Raw genomic sequence first — 16,070 nt, 5'->3', positions numbered from 1 at the left:
GGCGTCTCTCCATCGCAGACGATGGGGACCAGGAAGGAAGAGTCCAGCATGACCACCGACCGACACCATCCGGACAGACGCCTGCCGACCAAGGGCGACTGGCTTCTCGCCCCTGGTCTGTTCGGTGTCTCGATCGCCGGGCTCTCCATGACCGACGATCTGGGTCCGTCCGGCCTTGTGCTCATGGCAGCCGCGTGCGGCATGTTGGCGTGGTACCAGGCTCGCCCCCGGACGGTGGTCGTGCTGGTCACCTTGTGCACCATGGCCATGGGAGTCATGGGTTCCGTATTCAGCCCGTTGTTGATGGCCCCGGTTCTCGCCGCCGTCTACCTCCTGCCCCAGCAGGTCGAGCGCCGCACGGCCCAGGTCTTCACGGTCACCGCTGTGAGCCTGCTGTTGATCACCTCGCTGATGTCCGGGACGGGAGGGATCCTGGGGCACGAGCGGCTCGGCTTCGTCCCCTGGGTCCTGCTCGCCGGCGCCATCGGCGACGCGGTCCGCAACCGGCGCGACTATGTGAGCGCCGTGGAGGCCCGGGCGGAACTGGCCGAGCGCACCCGTGAAGAGGAGGCGCGCCAGCGTGTCGGCGAGGAACGTATGCGGATAGCCCGAGATCTTCACGATGTCATCGCCCACCACATGGCGCTCGCCCATGTCCAGGCCGGCGCCGCCGCGCATCTCCTGCCCACCGACCCCCGCCAGGCCCAGCAGTTGCTCGGCCATCTCACCGACACCACATCCTCCGTCCTGCACGAACTCAGGGCCACCCTCGGCCTGCTGCGCCGGACCGACCGCCCCGACGCGCCGCTCGAACCTGCTCCCGGCCTCGCCCAACTCCCCGATCTCATCGCGGCGTTCGAGGCGGCGGGTCTGGCCGTCACCGTCTCGCCGCAGGGAGTCGTACAGCCGCTGTCTCCCGGCGTCGATCTCACGGCATACCGTGTGGTCCAGGAAGCGCTGACCAACGTCGTCAAACATGCGGACACCGGCGAGGCCACCGTGCGGCTGGTCTACTCCCGCCGAGGTCTCACGATCACCGTGTCCGACAACGGGCAGTCCCACGACCCGGGCACCCGGCCCGCGGGTTACGGCCTCATCGGCATGCGCGAACGGGTGCGGTCCGTCGGCGGTCAGCTCTTCACGGGCCGTCGCCCGCAGGGCGGATTCGAAGTGACCACAGAGCTCCCCCTGCAGAGCGACAACCCGAACCGGACCGGCGGACCTGATGAGAAGGACGTGCCCTCATGGCCATTCGGGTAGTGCTCGCGGACGACCAGGCTCTGCTCCGGGGGACGTTCCAGCTGCTGATCGATTCCTGCGACGACATGCAAGTGGTCGCGGTCGCCGGCGACGGGGAGGAAGCCATCGCCGCGGCACGCGCCACGCGTCCGGACGTGATCGTCATGGACATCCGCATGCCCGGCGTCAACGGCCTTGCCGCGACCGCCGAGATCTGCCGGGACGAGAGTCTGCGCGACACCAAGGTCTTGATCCTCACGACCTTCGAGATCGACGAGTACGTCGCCCAGGCCCTGCGCGCAGGTGCCAGCGGGTTCCTCGGCAAGAACATCGGCTCCGGCGAGTTCCTGGACGCCATCCGTACGGTGGCGGCGGGGGACGCGTTGCTGTCGCCCGCCGCCACCCGGTCCTTGATCGGTGAATTCCTGACCCGCCCGGTGCGAGGCCGGATGTCGTCTTCCGCGGCCCTGGACACCCTCACCTCACGCGAACGGGAGATCGTGGCACATGTCGCCGCCGGACTGTCCAACGACGAGATCGCCACGGACCTCTGCCTGAGCCCCCTGACAGTGAAGAGCCACGTCCAACGTGCCATAGCGAAACTGGACGCCCGGGACCGGGCCCGGCTGGTCGTCATCGCGTACCAGTCGGGGCTGGTCCAGCCGTAACCCGTCCCATCGCCGCTCAGGTTCACTGTATTCATCATGACCATTTTGCTACACGCCTCTTGACGCTCCGGCCCGCGCGAATGCAGCATCAAGGTAATCATCATGATGAATATTGATGACCGGACAAGGGTGCCGCTGTCGCCGATTGATGACGGAACCCACAGCGAGTCGAGGAGAGCCGTGAGTAGAAGTCCCTCGAAGGTGCACGACGTCGCGATCGTCGGCTTCGGTCCCGTCGGCCAGATGCTGGCCCTGCTGCTTGGCCGGGCCGGTCATGACGTCATCGCACTTGAGCGCTGGCCCGGTTCCTACGACTTGCCCCGAGCGGTGCACTTCGACCACGAGATCGGCCGCATATTCCAGGCCGCGGGAGTGGGGGAGGAGGTGCGTGCGATCACTGACCCGGTGCCCGACAACTACGAGTGGCGCAACGCGGCCGGTGAGTCGCTGGTGCGCATCGACTGGTCCGGCGACGGTCCGTCCGGCTGGCCCACCGCCAGCTTCTTCTACCAGCCCCAACTGGAAGCCGTCCTCGCCAAGGCCGCCGAGAGACAGTCCACGGTCACCGTGCGCCGCGGCTGCGAGGTCACCGACCTGCGGCTGGACGAGGAATCCGTCCGCCTCACCACCAGTGGGGATGACGGCGCGGGGGAGGTACGGGCTCGCTATGTGATCGGCGCCGACGGGGCCAACAGCTTCGTCCGCGACAGGATGGACACCTCCATCAGCGACCTCGGCTTCTTCTACGACTGGCTGATCGTCGACACACTTCCGCACGAGCGGGCCGAGTGGTCTCCGATGAACTGGCAGCTGTGCGACCCCGAGCGCCCCACCACGATCGTCTCCGGCGGTCCTGGCCGGCGCCGTTGGGAGTTTCTGCGACTGCCGCACGAAAGCGTCGAGGAACTCAACACCCGGGAGACGACGTGGCGCCTGCTGGAGCCGTGGGGACGCACACCGGAGAACACCACGATCGAGCGGCACACCGTCTATACCTTCCAGGCCCGATGGGTGGACCGCTGGCGCGACGGACGACTCATCCTCGCCGGTGACGCCGCCCACCAGATGCCGCCATTCGCAGGACAGGGCATGTGCTCAGGGATGCGTGACGCGATCAACCTGGCCTGGAAACTGGACCTGGTCCTGACGGAGCGGGCGGCCTCGTCACTGCTGGACACCTACACCTCCGAGCGCAGCAACCACGTCCAGCACGCCATAGGCGTGTCGATGGCCCTGGGGCAGGTCATCTGCGTACTCGATCACGACACCGCCGCGGCGCGTGACGCCCGCATGATCGCCGCCGGTGCCGACCCGCGGCACGCACTCCCGGCCGCCCCGCCGCCCGTCCTCGGCGACGGTGTCCTCCAATCGGCGCCCGACGGCACCCGCGCCCCGAACGTCGGCCATCTCACCCCGCAGTACGAGGTCACCCATCAGGGCCGCACCGCTCTGTCGGACGATCACACCAGCGGCGGGTTCACGGTCCTCACCGACGGACCCGCCCCGCTCGACGCCCTGGACGCCGCCGACCGCGACTTCCTCTCGGACATCGGTGCGACCGCCGTCCCGCTGTATGCCGACAATGCCCCGCCCGAGGGCTACCTCGACGGACCCGACGGCTACCTTCCCCACATGCGCGAGCACGGTCATGTCGCCGCGGTCGTCCGGCCGGACTTCTACCTGTTCGGCGCCGCCGTCGACGGGCCGGGACTCAAGGACCTGGTCGTCCAGTTGCGGCAGCAGTTGCGGCGGCCCACCCCAGTTGTCCACCGCACACCGGCGGCCACACCACTTACAGCCGTCGCCGAGGAATAGGCGTCCTTCCGCGGACCGTGCCCCCGCCGTCGGTGGCATCCCCCGGCGCCACACCGCCGACGGCGGGACGGCCATCGCCTCGCCGGCCGATGCCCCCGACGTGCCGGGGCGCGCGGACTACCCGGGCAGCGGACCGGCGCCGCCGAGTGCGTCCGGGATCAGAGGGCGCGTGTGCCGGCCCGTGCCGAGGGCGTGGGCGGCCCTGAGGTCGTCGAGGGTGTCCACGTCCAGCCGGACGCTGAGCGCCGCCGGATCGGTCAGTTCGTACGCGCCGCTCCGCCGGTGCCGGGCACGTGAGGCGTCCTCGAAGGACGGGGCGAGATCCTGCGCGCGCCTCGCGGCGAGCAGCGTCGTGCCCCGGCGCCTCTGATCGGCGAGGAAGGACCGCGGATGCCGGGCGGCGGCGGCCAGTACTTCGCCCAGTTCCGCGCTGCGCAGCGCGGGCAGATCGGCGGTCAGCACCGCCACGGGGCCACACATCCCCGCCGCCAGCACCTCGGCCGCAGCGGTGCTGATCGCCGCGTTCAGCCCGGCGGAGAGCCGGTCCGGCACGGTTCCCGCCCCTGCCGCCCGCGCGTCGGCCGCCGCTTCCCCGTCGCTCGTCACCACCAGGACCGAGCCGACCCCGGGGGCGGCGAGGACGGCGTCGAGGGTGTCCCGGAAGAAGGCACGGGCAAGCGCCGCGCGGGCGCCCGGATCCGGACAACGCAGACGGGACTTGGCCCGGTGGAAGGGCTTGACCGGCAACAGCACGGTCCAGTCGGCCGGCACGTACACGGGCGCGTTGGCCGGGATGAACGGCAGCGCGGACTCGGTGAAGCCACCCGTCCTGCGCTGCACGCCTGCTGGCACCCGCAGATGGTGCAGCCAGTGGTGGCTCAAGCCCGTCGTGCCGTCCCTGGTGCGGGCCGCCGTGCCGGTGAGCGCGGTCAGGTCGGGACCGCGGGCCTGGAGCAGTACGGCGGCCTCTGTCATGTCGAGCGACACTCCGTTGGCCGCCCGCTTCAAGGCCCGGCGCAGGGCGCTGGCTGTCGGCCTGTCGGCTGCCGGGGTGTCGTCGTGACCGTTCATGCCGCTCCTCGACGTGCCGGAGGTCTGGGAGGTGGGGGTGCCCGGGACGAGGCGCGGTGCTCTGTCCGCGGCACCGCCTGCCCCGCCCGGCGGCTGGGCGGGGCAGGCGGTCCGTTCTGGCGAGGCGGCGGGGCCGAGCGTCAGGGGCGGCCGGGTCCACCGGGTCCACCTGGGCCACCGCTCAGTTCGGGGCGGGCCTTCGCGTACTCGCCGATGGTCGACTGCATACGGCCGGACCGTGACACGACGCTGACCTCGGGCCACGGGGGCGCGGGCAGTTCGCTGTCCGGCGTGGTGATCGCCAGGTCCAGGTGGTCCAGGTGGATGTGCAAGGAGGCCATCATCGGCAGTACGGCGTCATCCTTGCCGAAGGGGCCGTACGAGACCTTGAGTACGCCGTCGGTGAGGACGTAGGAGAGCGTGACATCCGGCGACAGGGCCGGGTGCGTCGTCGTCCACCGGAAGGCCAGGGCGTGCGGGGGCTCGACCCGGGTCACCTTGCCCAGGGCGAACGCCTTGGCCTGCGGGTTGAGATGGGCGTAGACCGTGGCGCCCTCGCGCAGCTCGGGGAGGAACTCGACCGGGTGCTGCCACAGCACCAGCCGGGCCGGCTCGGTGAGCGCGGCCCAGACCGCCTCGGGCGAATGGGACACCGGGCGCTCGAACTCGATCCACCGGCCCGCCTCGTCCTCCCGGACGACGCCGTCGGGGGCGCTGCGCGGGACCTCGTCACCGGCCGGGGCGCCGCCGGCGCCCGGTCGGCCGCCCGGCCGCTGACGGGCGGCCGGACCGAGCTGACGCGGGTCGAAGCTGTGGTACGTGACCTTGGACGGCGTCACACGGATCTGGAGGACGGTGACGGCCGCCTGCTCCTGGTCGGTGGGCGCGGACGTGCCGCCCTCCTGCGCGTGCCCCTGGAGAAGCCGGGCCTTCTGCTCCTGCTGGAGTTCGTGGATGGTCGCCGTCCCTCGTACCTCCACGTACCGCATGGGGGAGGCGGGGTCGATGATCAGGACGTTGACCCGGGGGTCCGCCCGGAGGTTGTTCAGCCGCTTCGCGGTCGGAGCCGTGTTCGTCACCAACTGGTCACCCTCCAGCACGACTCCGGAGACCACGGAGTGCGGACTGCCGTCGGGGAGCAGGGTGGTGAAGGTGGCCGGAGTCTTCGTACTGAGGAGAGCTGCGGCTTCTGGAGGAAACATGGTTACTCCCTGGGTGCGTGCCCGGCGCGTCGACTGAGGGAGCGCCTGGCAGCCCGTGTTCATGAGGCGTGGAATGTGGTCGGGGCCCGGGGATTCGTGACGTCCGCGGGGCCAGGGGATCCGCTGGGCCCGCGGGATCCTCGGGTCGTTCGGTGAGTCGGCCGGAGCCGGAGAATGGGAACAGGGCCGCTGATGAGGGAGGAGGCCCGCTGCTTCGGCTAGCCGAGTCCTTTATGTCAGACGCCTTGTCCCGCGGAGTGGGAAAGGAAGGATGTGTCGTGGTGACCGCGTGCCCGAGGGACGTCAGGGCCGCTGCGGGCCCTCAGGGAGCCTGGTGGGCGGCCTCGGCGAGGTCGTGCAGGTCCGGCAGGGCCGCGGCGATCCGTTCGACGGCAGCGGGACTGAGCGTGCTCAGGGCGGCCTCGACGTTGCGGTAGATGCCGGCGTTGACCTCCCGGCCCTCCGCGAGCATGCGGGGGGTGGGTCGCAACTGAGCCTGACGCCGGTCGTCGGGATGGGGGGACCGCTCCAGCAGCCCGTCCTTCACCAGCTGGGTCACCAGGGTGCTCACATTGTTCGGCTGCATGCGGAGCATCCGCGCGGCCTCCCTGACACTGACCCCGGGCCTGTCGGTCACGAGCTGGAGCAGTTCCACCTGCGCCGGGGGGCGCACGTGTTCGCCGACCGGAGTCCGGGTGGCCTGCAGCAGCGTCCGGTGCAGGGTCCACACCAGGCGGGCGAGGTCGGTGGGGAGGTCCGGGTGCGGCATGACCGGACTGTACCTCCTGCCCCCCGAGGGACCACATGGGTGCCTGGTCAGGCGACGCAGATGCCGGGCATGGCCATCTTCTGGTACAGGACCGGGTAGGCGACCGAGCCCTCCGGCGGGAGGATCAGGGAGTCCGCGAAGTCCTTGCGGGCGAAGACCGCTTTGAGCGCGGTCCCCGACTCCCACACCGCGACGTTGGTGAGGACCCTGCTGTCGCCGACACCGCGGTAGAGCTGCGCCGAGATGAAGCCGGGCTGGGCCGTCATCACTTCGCACTCCTTGGCCCACGCCTCCAGACACGCCTCGATTCCCCCTTCGGGGGCGATGAAGGTGTTGATGACGGTGACGGGGCTGTCGTCCGACTGCTCGACCTGGGTGAAGAAGGGGCAGCTCTCGTCGATGTTCCTGATTTCCATCATGATGTGCTCTCCGTTCCGGGTGCTGGATGGGTACGCCGGGCGAGGGCGCCGGAGGCGTCGTACCGTCGGCGCGCCGTCCGGCGCGGGTACTGCGGAAAGAACCGGCGGGAGGTGTCCGGCGGGAGTTCTCCGGAGTGAGGCATCCGCGCCGTTGCGCCCACCCGTCGCTCGGTGGCTGGGCATGTTCCGCGCCCAGCGCCACGAGGGGCCGCGCAGCCGTACGGGCCGCGAGCCGACGGGCCGCTCGTGCGGGTCGCCTTCGACCATCTCGAATTTGACTCTACTACTAGAGGTTATGAAGCGCATCCCTGCCGCAGGTCAAGAGTTTCCCGGATGCCCGCCGAGGCTGTACGGCTCCTCCTGGACGCATTCGTTCCGCGTCTCGCCCAGCCCTTCGATGACCGTGCGGAGCACCTGTCCCTTCTGGAGGTAGACCTGGGGGCTGCGGCCGTCCCCCACGCCGCCCGGCGTCCCCGTGCAGACCACGTCGCCCGGCAGGAGTGTGACGATCTCGCTGACGTACGCCACGATGTCCGCGATCCCGAAGAGCAGGTCGGAGGTGCGGGATCGCTGCATCACGACGCCGTCGACCTCGCACCTGATCTCCAGGTCGGGCTCCCGGTCCCCGAACTCGTCGGCCGTGACCAGCTCCGGGCCGATCGGAGTGGTCGCCTCGAACGTCTTGCCAGCGAGGAACTCGCGTGTGCGGCGCTGGTAGTCGCGGACCGTCACGTCGTTGACCACCGTGTAGCCCGCGATGTGCTCCAGGGCCCGCTCGCGCGTCACGTGGCGCCCGGGTCGGCCGATCACGAAGCCCAGCTCCGCCTCCCAGTCGACGCGGTCGCTCACACGCGGCAGCACGATCGCGTCGCGGGCGCCGATCAGGGAGCCGTCGTACTTCGCGAAGAGCGTCGGGTACTTGGGAGTGTCGCGCCCCATCTCCTCGATGTGGGAGGCGTAGTTCAGGCCCAGGCAGATGATCTTGTTCGGATGGGGAATGAGGGGCGCGTAGTTGGCCTCCTCCACGGCCACCCGCCCCCACTGGCCGTCGGCTGCCGTCTGCCGGTAGTCGGCACCCGAGGAGAGCAGGGCGCCCAAGTCGGGCTGGGGGAGCAGGGTGTACGAATCCCCGTCCAGGCGGGCCGCAAAGGTCTGTTCCCTTACACGCAGTGTGGCGAGTCGCACGGTGCACCTCATCTTTCGTCGTTGACCTACCGCAGGGGTGATCGTACGCTAGTAGCGATTTGCAGGATACATGTCCTGCAAAACGAGACATGAAGAGATGGGATGGATCGTGGCGATCACCGGGCTGGGCCACACGGGGCTCTGGGTGTACGACCTGGAGAAGATGCGCGACTTCTACGAGAGGGTGCTGGGGCTGACGGTCACCGATGCCGACGACGGGCTGGCGATCGTCTTCTTCAGTGCCCGGCCCGAGGAGGAGCACCACGAGTTCGTCCTCCAGCGCGGCAGGACCGCCGCGATCGGTGACAAGCAGCAGCACCAGATCTCCTGGCGGGTGGAATCGCTCGAGGATCTGCGCGCCTTCCATACGCGGTTCGCCGCGGAGGGCGTCGACGTCCAGCAGGAGGTGACCCACGGCAACGCCTTCGGCATCTACTTCTTCGACCCGGAAGGGAACCGCAACGAGGTCTATCTCCGCGTCGAGCGGGACGTCCGCCAGCCGTTCCGCAAGTCGATCGACTTCGGACTCCCGGCGGAGGAGATCCATGCCGAGGCCGACCGGCTGCTCGCCGACGGGGAGAACCCGTACCAGCCGGTGCAGTAGTCCGCGCCGACCGGTGCGGAGGCAAGCCGGCGCCGGCGGAACCGGCGGCGCCGACCGACAGGCAACCCTGATACGTTTCCTGCATGTCAGGAATCACGCCGCGTGAGACAGGTAGCGGCCAGGGGTACCGCGGACGCAACTCCACGGCGGACCGGGCCCTGGACATCCTGCTCATGTTCACCGACGACCGGCTCGACCTTTCCGCCGCGGAGGTCGCCGCGCGCCTGGACGTCGCACGCTCCACCGCCTACCGGTACCTCCAGAGCCTCACCTCCAACGGATTCCTGGAGGAGAACGACGGCTCCGGCTTCCGGCTCGGCCCCCGCGTCCTCGATCTCGCCCGCCTGGCCCGCAAGGGCGTCGGACTCTCCGACCTGGCCCGGCCCGTCATGCGGGAACTGGTGGAGCGCACCGGCATGTTCGTCCTGCTCACCCGGCGCTCCGGCGCGGCCGTGGTCTGCCTGGAGCGGGAGGAGACGGGCTCGGCCCTGCGCCTGTCCTACGAACGCGGCCAGGTGCTGTCGGTCAACGCCGGCGCCGCCGCACTCGCCCTGACGGCCTGGGCCCCCGAGGCAGAACTCGACGAACTGCTGGCCCTTCCGCTGCCGCGCTACACCGACGCGACCCACACCGACCCCGACCGTCTGCGCGCCCACCTCGCGGAGATCCGCGAACAGGGGTACGTCGTCGGCCGCGGTGAGCTGGACCCCGACGTCCTGGGGGTCGGCGCGCCCGTCACCGGGGAGCAGGACCGGGTGGTGGCGGCGCTCAGCGTCGCCGCGCTCTCGCACCGCGTCCCCGACCGCGAGGTCCCGCGCTACGTCAAGGCCGTACGGGAGGCCGCGGCCGAACTGTCGGATCAGGTCCGCCGTATGGGCATCGGCTGACGCTCGCCCGCCCGGCACGACCGCCCCGCTCGGCAGCCCACCCGTCGCCCGTCCGCCACCGCGCCGCTACCTGCTTTCCGCCGAAGCCACCGCGCCCGCGCCCCCGGTTGGGGACGCGGGCGTCGGCGGCGGCAGAGGGCGCGGGCGGGCGAGGCGGGACATGCCTGCCGGGTGCGCGTCCGTGGACGTGGCACACCCGCCGTGGCGTCGCCGGCCTATCCGCTGTGGGAACCTGTCATCAGGCCCGCCAGGTCGTCCGGCCGGATGAACGAGGGCGGCGGGGGCGGACCCCAGTTGAACAGTCCCTTGGCGCCGTCGAACACCTCCGGCTTCCACAACTGGTCGTCGACCACAGAGTCCATGTCGGAGTAGTACTCGGAGAAGTTGCCGGCCGGGTCCTTCAGGTACCAGAAGAAGTTCGAGCCGGCGTGGTGGCGGCCCAGCCCCCACACATGCCGTTCGGGGTGTTCCTCCAGCATCGCCATCGCGCCCCGCCCGACGTCGTCCACGTCGTCGACCTGCCAGGACGTGTGGTGCAGGAAGGCCACGGGCGCGGAGAGCACCAGGACATTGTGGTGGTCGGTCGAGCAGCGCAGGAAGGCGCCGAAATCGCCCATCAGGTCCGAGACCTTCAGACCGAGTCCGTCCCGGAAGAATCCGGTGGTCGCGGCGAAGTCGGTGGTGCCCAGGACGGCGTGCCCCAGCTTGCGCGGCCGGATGCGGTCGTTCCGCATCAGACCGGGCGCGCGCACGTTGACGCGCTCGGTGCGGCCGGGCCCGTTGTAGGGCGTGGCGGCGGTCTCCGGCTGGCTCATTCGTGGCTCGACCCGCAGAACGGCGCGCAGCCCGGTGGTCTTCTCGATCGCGGTCAGGGTGGAGCCGTCCCGGTGGGCGTGGACGCCGAGCCGTGTCAGCCGCGCGGCGGCCCGTTCAAGGTCGTCGGGGCTGTCCACGCCGATGGACAGTTCCACCAGGCGGCGGGTGGGCGCGTGGACGACATGGAGCTGGCGTCCGCCGTCGCGGGTGCTCAGCCAGCCTCCGTCCTCGGGGGTGAGGCCGAACTCGGTGTAGTAGGAGATCGTCCGGGCGGGATCGGGAACGCCCATGACGACGGAGGACAGACGGTGCAGGGACATGTGGGACTCCCGGGTTCAGAGACTCGGCCGGTCGCGGAAGGTCTGGCGCAGTTCCCCGATGCCTTCGATCCAGCTGACCAGCGAGTCACCGGCGGATATCCAGCGCTGCGGACTCCGGCCCAGGCCGACGCCGGCGGGGGTGCCGGTGAAGACGACGTCACCGGGGAGCAGCGGCAGGATCGCCGACAGCCGGGCGATCAGCGCGGGGACGGAGAAGATGAGGTCGTCGGTGCGGCCCTTCTGAACCTCCTCGCCGTTCAGGGAACAGCCGAGCGCGAGGTTGTCGGGATCACCGATCGAGTCCGGGGTGACCAGGAACGGGCCGGTCGGGGAGAAGCCGGGAAAGGACTTGCCGAGGCCGAACTGCGCTGCGGGGCCGGACAGCTGGGTGATGCGCTCGGAGAGGTCCTGTCCGGCGGTGAGGCCGGCCACGTGCGGCCACGCGTCGTCCTCCGCGACGTGATGGGCCCGGTCGCCGATGACGGCGACCAGCTCCACCTCCCAGTCGGTGTGGCCGTCCGGCGGGAGGTCCACTTCGGTGACGGGACCGGTGATGCTGGAGACGTACTTGGGGAAGACCGGCGGTAGCGTGGTCGGGGCCTCGAAGCCGGACTCGGCTGCGTGGGCTCGGTAGTTGAGCCCGACCGCGAAGACCTGGCGGGGCCGCGGCGCGGGCGCGCCCAGCTCCTCGGGGGTGAAGGGACGCCCTTGCGGGAGGACGGCGGTGGTCTGCCAGCCGCGGAAGCTCCACCAGTCCTGGTAGATGTCCTGCGGATCGGGTCCGAACCGGCCGTCGCTGGCCTGTTCGACGTCTACGGCCAGGCCGTCGTCGGTGACGAGGACGAGACGGCCGGAGAGATTGGCGGTGCGCACGTAATGCTCCTGTTCGCCACGGGGGCAGGGATCCTCAGACGAGGGGAGTGATCGTTTCGTCGACGCCGAGCAGGGCCTTGCCGTAGACCTCCAGGGCCACGGTCGGGGCGGCCATGGCGTGCCGGCCGGCGGTGTTGGCGTCCCGCCAGATGCGCTGGAGGGGGTTGGCCTCGGCGAAGGAGGCGGCGCCGTGCACGTTCAGCAGGATGTTGATCGCCTCCAGCACGTTCTGGATGGCCCAGCCGGTGTACGCGCGTACGCGGGCCCGCTGGGTGAAGTCCGGGTAGGTGTCGCGCCGTGCCGCTTCGTCGATGTCGGCGGCGGCCCGTTCGGCGAGGAGAGCGGCGGTGTCGATCCGCAGCGCCGCCTCGGCGATCCGCAACTGCACGGCGACCGAATCGGCCTGGGTCTCGTAGAAGGTGTATGAGATGGGTTTTTGGCCGGCCTTCTCTGTCACGTACTTCAACGCGGCTCGGCCCAGGCCCAGTTGGGGGCCGGCGAGTACCAGCGTCAGGATCGGCACGAACGCCGAGCGGGAGAGGACCTCGTCCTCGTGCTCCGTGGCGTAGTGGCCCCCGATCGCGGCAGGCACCGAGATGACGCGGTACTCGGGGACGAAGAAGTCCTCCCCGGTCAGGCAGTTGGAGGCGGTGCCCTTCATGCCCGCCACGAACCAGGTGTCCTCCAGGGACAGGTCCGTACGCGGTACGAGGGCCAGCCCCTGGTCGACCACCGTGCCGTCGGTGTCGGTCACCGGGATGCCCAGGACGGCCCAGCCGGAGTGAGCGGAACCGGAGTTGTAGTACCAGCGGCCCGACACCAGCCAGCCGCCCTCGACCCGGACGGTCGTGGAGGTGGGGGTGAGGACGCCGGTGACCCGGACGTCCGGGTCGGCGCCGAACACCTCGTCCTGCGCCTTGGTGGGGAAGAGACTGGTCAGCCAGTTGCACACATTGACGAGGGCGACCACCCAGGAGGTGGATCCGTCGCCCTCGGCGAGCGCGGCCGACACGTCCAGCATGGTCCGCGTGGACGACTGGTGGCCGCCGTAGCGCGTCGGGGTGGCGAGTTTGAACAGGCCGGCCTCGGCGATGGCGTCGATCACCTCGTCCGGCACCTGACGGTTCGCCTCGGCGGTGGCGGCGTGCTCGCGCAGAAGGGGTTGCAGGGCCACGGCACGGGCCAGGAGTTCGTCGTGTGTCGCGCGGGACTCCTGCTCACCGAGGTCGACGGCCATCAGGACTCCATTCATCATCATGATTATAGTGATGTTGTCGGGTGATTTTGCCGGGCGTCAAGAGGTGCGACGCTGTCCGCCACAATGAACGGACAGTTGTGTGGACTGCGGGCGGGAGCGGTTGTGGCGGCGCGAGGCGGAACGGACGGTCGGAACGGACGGGCGCAGGGGCCGGGCGGGTATCTCGATCCTCCGGCGCTGCGGCGGACGGAGTGGGAGCAGGCGCCCGTGAAGTCGCGGGCGGAGGGGGCCGCCGAGTTCGTGGCGCACCTCGCGGCGAGCGTCGAACGCGGCTCCCGGCTGGGTACCAAGGACGAGCTGCGCGTGCGGTGCGGGGTGTCGGTGGGTACGTTCAACGAGGCGCTCCGGCTGCTGCTGGTGCGCGGGGTCGTGACGGTCCGGCCGGGGTCCGGCGGCGGCCTGTTCGCCGCCGAGCAGAATCCCATGGTCCGTCTTGGCAACTCGGTCCTGGCCCTGGACGCCTCCCAGGCGGACGTGACCGAGGCTCTGCGCATCCGCGGTGCGCTGGAGCCGCTGCTGTGGCAGGACGCGCTCTGGCACGCCTCCCCGGCGGATGTCCGTGACCTGCGCGTCATCCTGAAGGGGATGCGCGAGGCCGCCGAGGCCGGCGACGCGGACACGTTCGTACGGGCCAACTGGAGCCTGCACAGGCGGGTCGCGGACGTCGCGCCCAACGCGCTCCTGCGGTCGCTGTACACGAACCTCCTCGATCTCGTGGCGAGTCATGCCGTGGGCGTCCAGCCCGGTGCGGGCTTGTCGCTCGACGAGTACGTCCTGGACCGCTATCGGCAGCATGCGGCGATGGTGGACGCGCTCGACAAGCGGGACGAGGCCGCCCTGATGCGCCATGTCGCCGACCACGACTCGGTGGCCGGCGGGGTGATCAGGGAGTGACCAGTGGCTGGATCGGTGGCTGACCGCGGAGTGGTCAGGGGCTGAGGTGTCCGGTCGGCGTCGGCCGCCCGGTGGAGGACTTCGCGGTGCTCCGGTCGGGGTGCGAGTCGCGCCCGCCGCGGAAGGACCGCTCGTGCGACCGCGGGCCGGGGCCCGGTCGCCCGTACAGATTGCTCCGTTCGTCCTGTGGTGACTTTCGGTCGGTCGAGTCTACCATTATAGGTCTAGTGCTATACATCTAGTTGTAGAGTTAAATCGAATCGACTCTCGCCTTCCTGTGGTTGGCCTCCTATGGTGGCTGATAAGCAGGACACGCCTCCTCATATTCAGGACAGAGGTATGATGGATCCGACTCACCCGGGACAAGAACGTCCCGCCGAACCCCGTATCGGCCGTTCCCTCACGCTGCATCTGCGCGGTGACTGGGGGACCGCGAACCTGCACCGTGTCTGCGGCTGGATCGCCCAGGAACTCGCCGACCGCTGCGGCCCGCACACCCGGATCGCCACCTGGAACAGCCGCGGCTTCAGCGACGCAGTCCACGCCGTCGGCCGCGGCGAGGTTCAGGTCGCGCTCACCACCCCGGCCGCCTTCGCCGCCGCTGCCCTCGACGGCCGGGGCGTCTTCACCGACGAGTACTACCCCGATCTGCGTGCCCTCGGCGTGGTCCCACAGCGCGACCGCCTGGTCGTCGCCGTCCACAAGGACCTGGAGATCACCAGCTTCGCCCAACTGCGGGCCGACAAGCCCGTCCTGCGGCTGGCCACGTCCGTCCGCGACGGCGTCAACCACGTCGGACTCGCCGCGCACGAGATCCTCACCCGCTCGGGCGTCGACGTGACCGGCTGGGGAGGCCGGCTGCTGGAGGACGAGCGGCCCTTCGAGTCCCTCGACCACGCCAGGGACGGCCGGGCCAACGCCATCGTCCACGAAGCGGTCATGCTGCCCGCCTGGCAGGACATCGGCCGCGCGTTCAACTTCCTGGCCGTCGAGGACGAGGTGCTGGACGGACTGCGGGCCGACTTCGGCTGGCCCGACGCGTACGTCGACGACGGTTGGTTCGCCGGCCAGGACGGCTTCCGCACTCTCGACTTCTCCGACTTCCTGGTCCTCACCCGGGACGACCTCCCCGAGGACGTCGCCTACGCCATCGCCTGGGTGCTGGGAGAGACCCGGCACCTCATCGAGGGGCAGTACCGCCACCTGCCGCCCGAGCGCAGCCCCATCACATACCCGCTGGATCCCGTCACCATGGGCCGGTCACCCGTGCCCCTGCACCTCGGGGCCGCCCATTACTACAACGCCCTGCCCCGGCCATGACACCCGATCAGGCCCAGCGGCTCGCCGTCGAGGCCTCCCACGCCCTGGCCGCCGCCGGACAGGGCGACATGGTCTGGGGCCATGCCGCCGTACGCGATCCGCGGGGACGAGGCATCTGGATCAAGGCCCCGGGCTGGGGCCTGGAAGAGGTGCGGGAGGACCGCCTCCAGCTCGTCTCCTGGGACGCCACGGTCCTGCACGGCACCGGGGCCCCGCACAAGGAGTGCCACATCCACCTGCGACTCCTCGCGGCGTCACCGGACCTGGTCTGTACTGTGCACACCCACGCGTCGGCCGCCGTCGCGTTCGCCGCTCTCGGAACCCCGCTGCTCCCGCTGTCCCACGAGGGCGCCCTCTTCGGCGGCGAGGACGTACCCCGCTTCCGGGCCACCGGCGCCCTCGTCAGCACCCCTCAGCTCGGCAAGGCGCTCGCCGCCGACCTGGGCACCGCGCCCGCCGCGCTGCTCCCCAAGCACGGCCTGGTCGGCGCGGGGCGCACCGTCCCGTCCGCCGTGATGCACGCCGTCCTGCTGGAGCGCGCCTGTGCCACGCAGGTCCGGGCCGCGGCGGCGGGCACGATCCGCGTTCACTCCGACCGGGCCGAGGCCCGCGCCAAACGCGCCGAGTGCTGGCCCGAAAGCCAGCTGGAGGCCGGCTGGCGCTATCTCCTGCGCCGAGCGGCCGACACCCTCCCACCTGCCCTCCCGCCCGCCGAATTCCCGTGAGGACC

The 16,070-nt window shown here is 70.4% G+C and carries 16 protein-coding genes; 8 read left to right on the top strand and 8 right to left on the bottom strand.

Going from position 1 to position 16,070, the window contains the following annotated elements; all coding sequences use genetic code 11:
* Nucleotides 1-48 precede the first annotated feature (48 nt).
* From ACFV6H_RS34205 to ACFV6H_RS34195, 3 genes are all read left to right on the top strand, one after another.
* Nucleotides 49-1,260: a sensor histidine kinase gene (locus ACFV6H_RS34205; RefSeq protein ID WP_385550277.1), complete on the top strand. Its 1,212-nt coding sequence runs from the start codon at nt 49-51 to the stop codon at nt 1,258-1,260.
* On the top strand, nt 1,245-1,907 hold the full coding sequence (locus ACFV6H_RS34200; RefSeq protein ID WP_385550274.1) for a response regulator: 663 nt from the start codon (nt 1,245-1,247) through the stop codon (nt 1,905-1,907). The genes ACFV6H_RS34205 and ACFV6H_RS34200 overlap by 16 nt, the downstream gene beginning before the upstream one ends.
* 180 nt (nt 1,908-2,087) lie before the next feature.
* Nucleotides 2,088-3,722 (top strand): bifunctional 3-(3-hydroxy-phenyl)propionate/3-hydroxycinnamic acid hydroxylase, encoded by a 1,635-nt coding sequence (locus ACFV6H_RS34195; protein WP_385550271.1) that lies wholly within the window; start codon nt 2,088-2,090, stop codon nt 3,720-3,722.
* Between the two features lie 117 nt (nt 3,723-3,839).
* Here the strand turns inward: ACFV6H_RS34195 and cofC are convergent, their stop codons facing one another.
* The 5 genes from cofC to ACFV6H_RS34170 form a co-directional block, all read right to left on the bottom strand.
* Nucleotides 3,840-4,793 (bottom strand): 2-phospho-L-lactate guanylyltransferase, encoded by a 954-nt coding sequence (gene cofC, locus ACFV6H_RS34190; RefSeq protein ID WP_385550268.1) that lies wholly within the window; start codon nt 4,791-4,793, stop codon nt 3,840-3,842.
* A 140-nt stretch (nt 4,794-4,933) separates the two neighbouring features.
* Nucleotides 4,934-5,995 (bottom strand): pyridoxamine 5'-phosphate oxidase family protein, encoded by a 1,062-nt coding sequence (locus ACFV6H_RS34185; RefSeq protein WP_385550265.1) that lies wholly within the window; start codon nt 5,993-5,995, stop codon nt 4,934-4,936.
* Nucleotides 5,996-6,317: 322 nt separating this feature from the next.
* Nucleotides 6,318-6,764 carry a MarR family winged helix-turn-helix transcriptional regulator gene (locus ACFV6H_RS34180; protein WP_382864401.1) on the bottom strand — a complete coding sequence of 149 codons (447 nt, stop codon included), beginning with the start codon at nt 6,762-6,764 and terminating at the stop codon, nt 6,318-6,320.
* A gap of 47 nt (nt 6,765-6,811) precedes the next feature.
* A complete protein-coding gene (locus ACFV6H_RS34175; protein WP_376385880.1) occupies nt 6,812-7,183 on the bottom strand; it encodes an antibiotic biosynthesis monooxygenase family protein in 372 nt (123 codons plus the stop codon).
* Between the two features lie 318 nt (nt 7,184-7,501).
* The gene (locus ACFV6H_RS34170; protein ID WP_385550260.1) at nt 7,502-8,368 is read right to left on the bottom strand and encodes a fumarylacetoacetate hydrolase family protein; all 867 of its coding nucleotides are present in this window, start codon (nt 8,366-8,368) and stop codon (nt 7,502-7,504) included.
* A 97-nt stretch (nt 8,369-8,465) separates the two neighbouring features.
* Between ACFV6H_RS34170 and ACFV6H_RS34165 the strand changes: the two genes are divergently transcribed.
* On the top strand, nt 8,466-8,972 hold the full coding sequence (locus ACFV6H_RS34165; protein ID WP_384787872.1) for a VOC family protein: 507 nt from the start codon (nt 8,466-8,468) through the stop codon (nt 8,970-8,972).
* Nucleotides 8,973-9,055: 83 nt separating this feature from the next.
* Nucleotides 9,056-9,859, top strand: a complete 804-nt coding sequence (locus ACFV6H_RS34160) for an IclR family transcriptional regulator (RefSeq protein ID WP_384787869.1) — start codon at nt 9,056-9,058, stop codon at nt 9,857-9,859.
* Between the two features lie 215 nt (nt 9,860-10,074).
* Here ACFV6H_RS34160 and ACFV6H_RS34155 read toward each other — a convergent pair whose 3' ends face one another.
* Genes ACFV6H_RS34155 through ACFV6H_RS34145 form a run of 3 tightly spaced genes read right to left on the bottom strand, consistent with a single transcriptional unit; the run spans nt 10,075 to nt 13,120 of the window.
* The gene (locus tag ACFV6H_RS34155; RefSeq protein ID WP_385550247.1) at nt 10,075-10,995 is read right to left on the bottom strand and encodes a VOC family protein; all 921 of its coding nucleotides are present in this window, start codon (nt 10,993-10,995) and stop codon (nt 10,075-10,077) included.
* A gap of 15 nt (nt 10,996-11,010) precedes the next feature.
* Entirely contained in the window at nt 11,011-11,868 is an 858-nt protein-coding gene (locus ACFV6H_RS34150; RefSeq protein WP_384787863.1) for a fumarylacetoacetate hydrolase family protein, read from the bottom strand.
* 34 nt (nt 11,869-11,902) lie between these two features.
* Nucleotides 11,903-13,120 (bottom strand): acyl-CoA dehydrogenase family protein, encoded by a 1,218-nt coding sequence (locus ACFV6H_RS34145; RefSeq protein WP_385550243.1) that lies wholly within the window; start codon nt 13,118-13,120, stop codon nt 11,903-11,905.
* Nucleotides 13,121-13,189: 69 nt separating this feature from the next.
* Between ACFV6H_RS34145 and ACFV6H_RS34140 the strand changes: the two genes are divergently transcribed.
* From ACFV6H_RS34140 to ACFV6H_RS34130, 3 genes are all read left to right on the top strand, one after another.
* Complete coding sequence (locus ACFV6H_RS34140) at nt 13,190-14,020, top strand: FadR/GntR family transcriptional regulator (RefSeq protein ID WP_384985992.1); 831 nt, start codon at nt 13,190-13,192, stop codon at nt 14,018-14,020.
* A 339-nt stretch (nt 14,021-14,359) separates the two neighbouring features.
* On the top strand, nt 14,360-15,340 hold the full coding sequence (locus ACFV6H_RS34135) for a TAXI family TRAP transporter solute-binding subunit (protein ID WP_385550239.1): 981 nt from the start codon (nt 14,360-14,362) through the stop codon (nt 15,338-15,340).
* The gene (locus tag ACFV6H_RS34130) at nt 15,337-16,065 is read left to right on the top strand and encodes a class II aldolase/adducin family protein (protein WP_385550236.1); all 729 of its coding nucleotides are present in this window, start codon (nt 15,337-15,339) and stop codon (nt 16,063-16,065) included. The genes ACFV6H_RS34135 and ACFV6H_RS34130 overlap by 4 nt, the downstream gene beginning before the upstream one ends.
* The last annotated feature ends 5 nt before the right edge of the window (nt 16,066-16,070 follow it).

The sequence above is a fragment of the Streptomyces sp. NPDC059743 genome (assembly GCF_042732975.1).
In the GTDB taxonomy this organism is placed as follows: domain Bacteria; phylum Actinomycetota; class Actinomycetes; order Streptomycetales; family Streptomycetaceae; genus Streptomyces.
The sequence above is the reverse complement of the archived record's forward strand: the minus strand, read 5'-3'. Positions and strand labels throughout refer to the sequence as shown.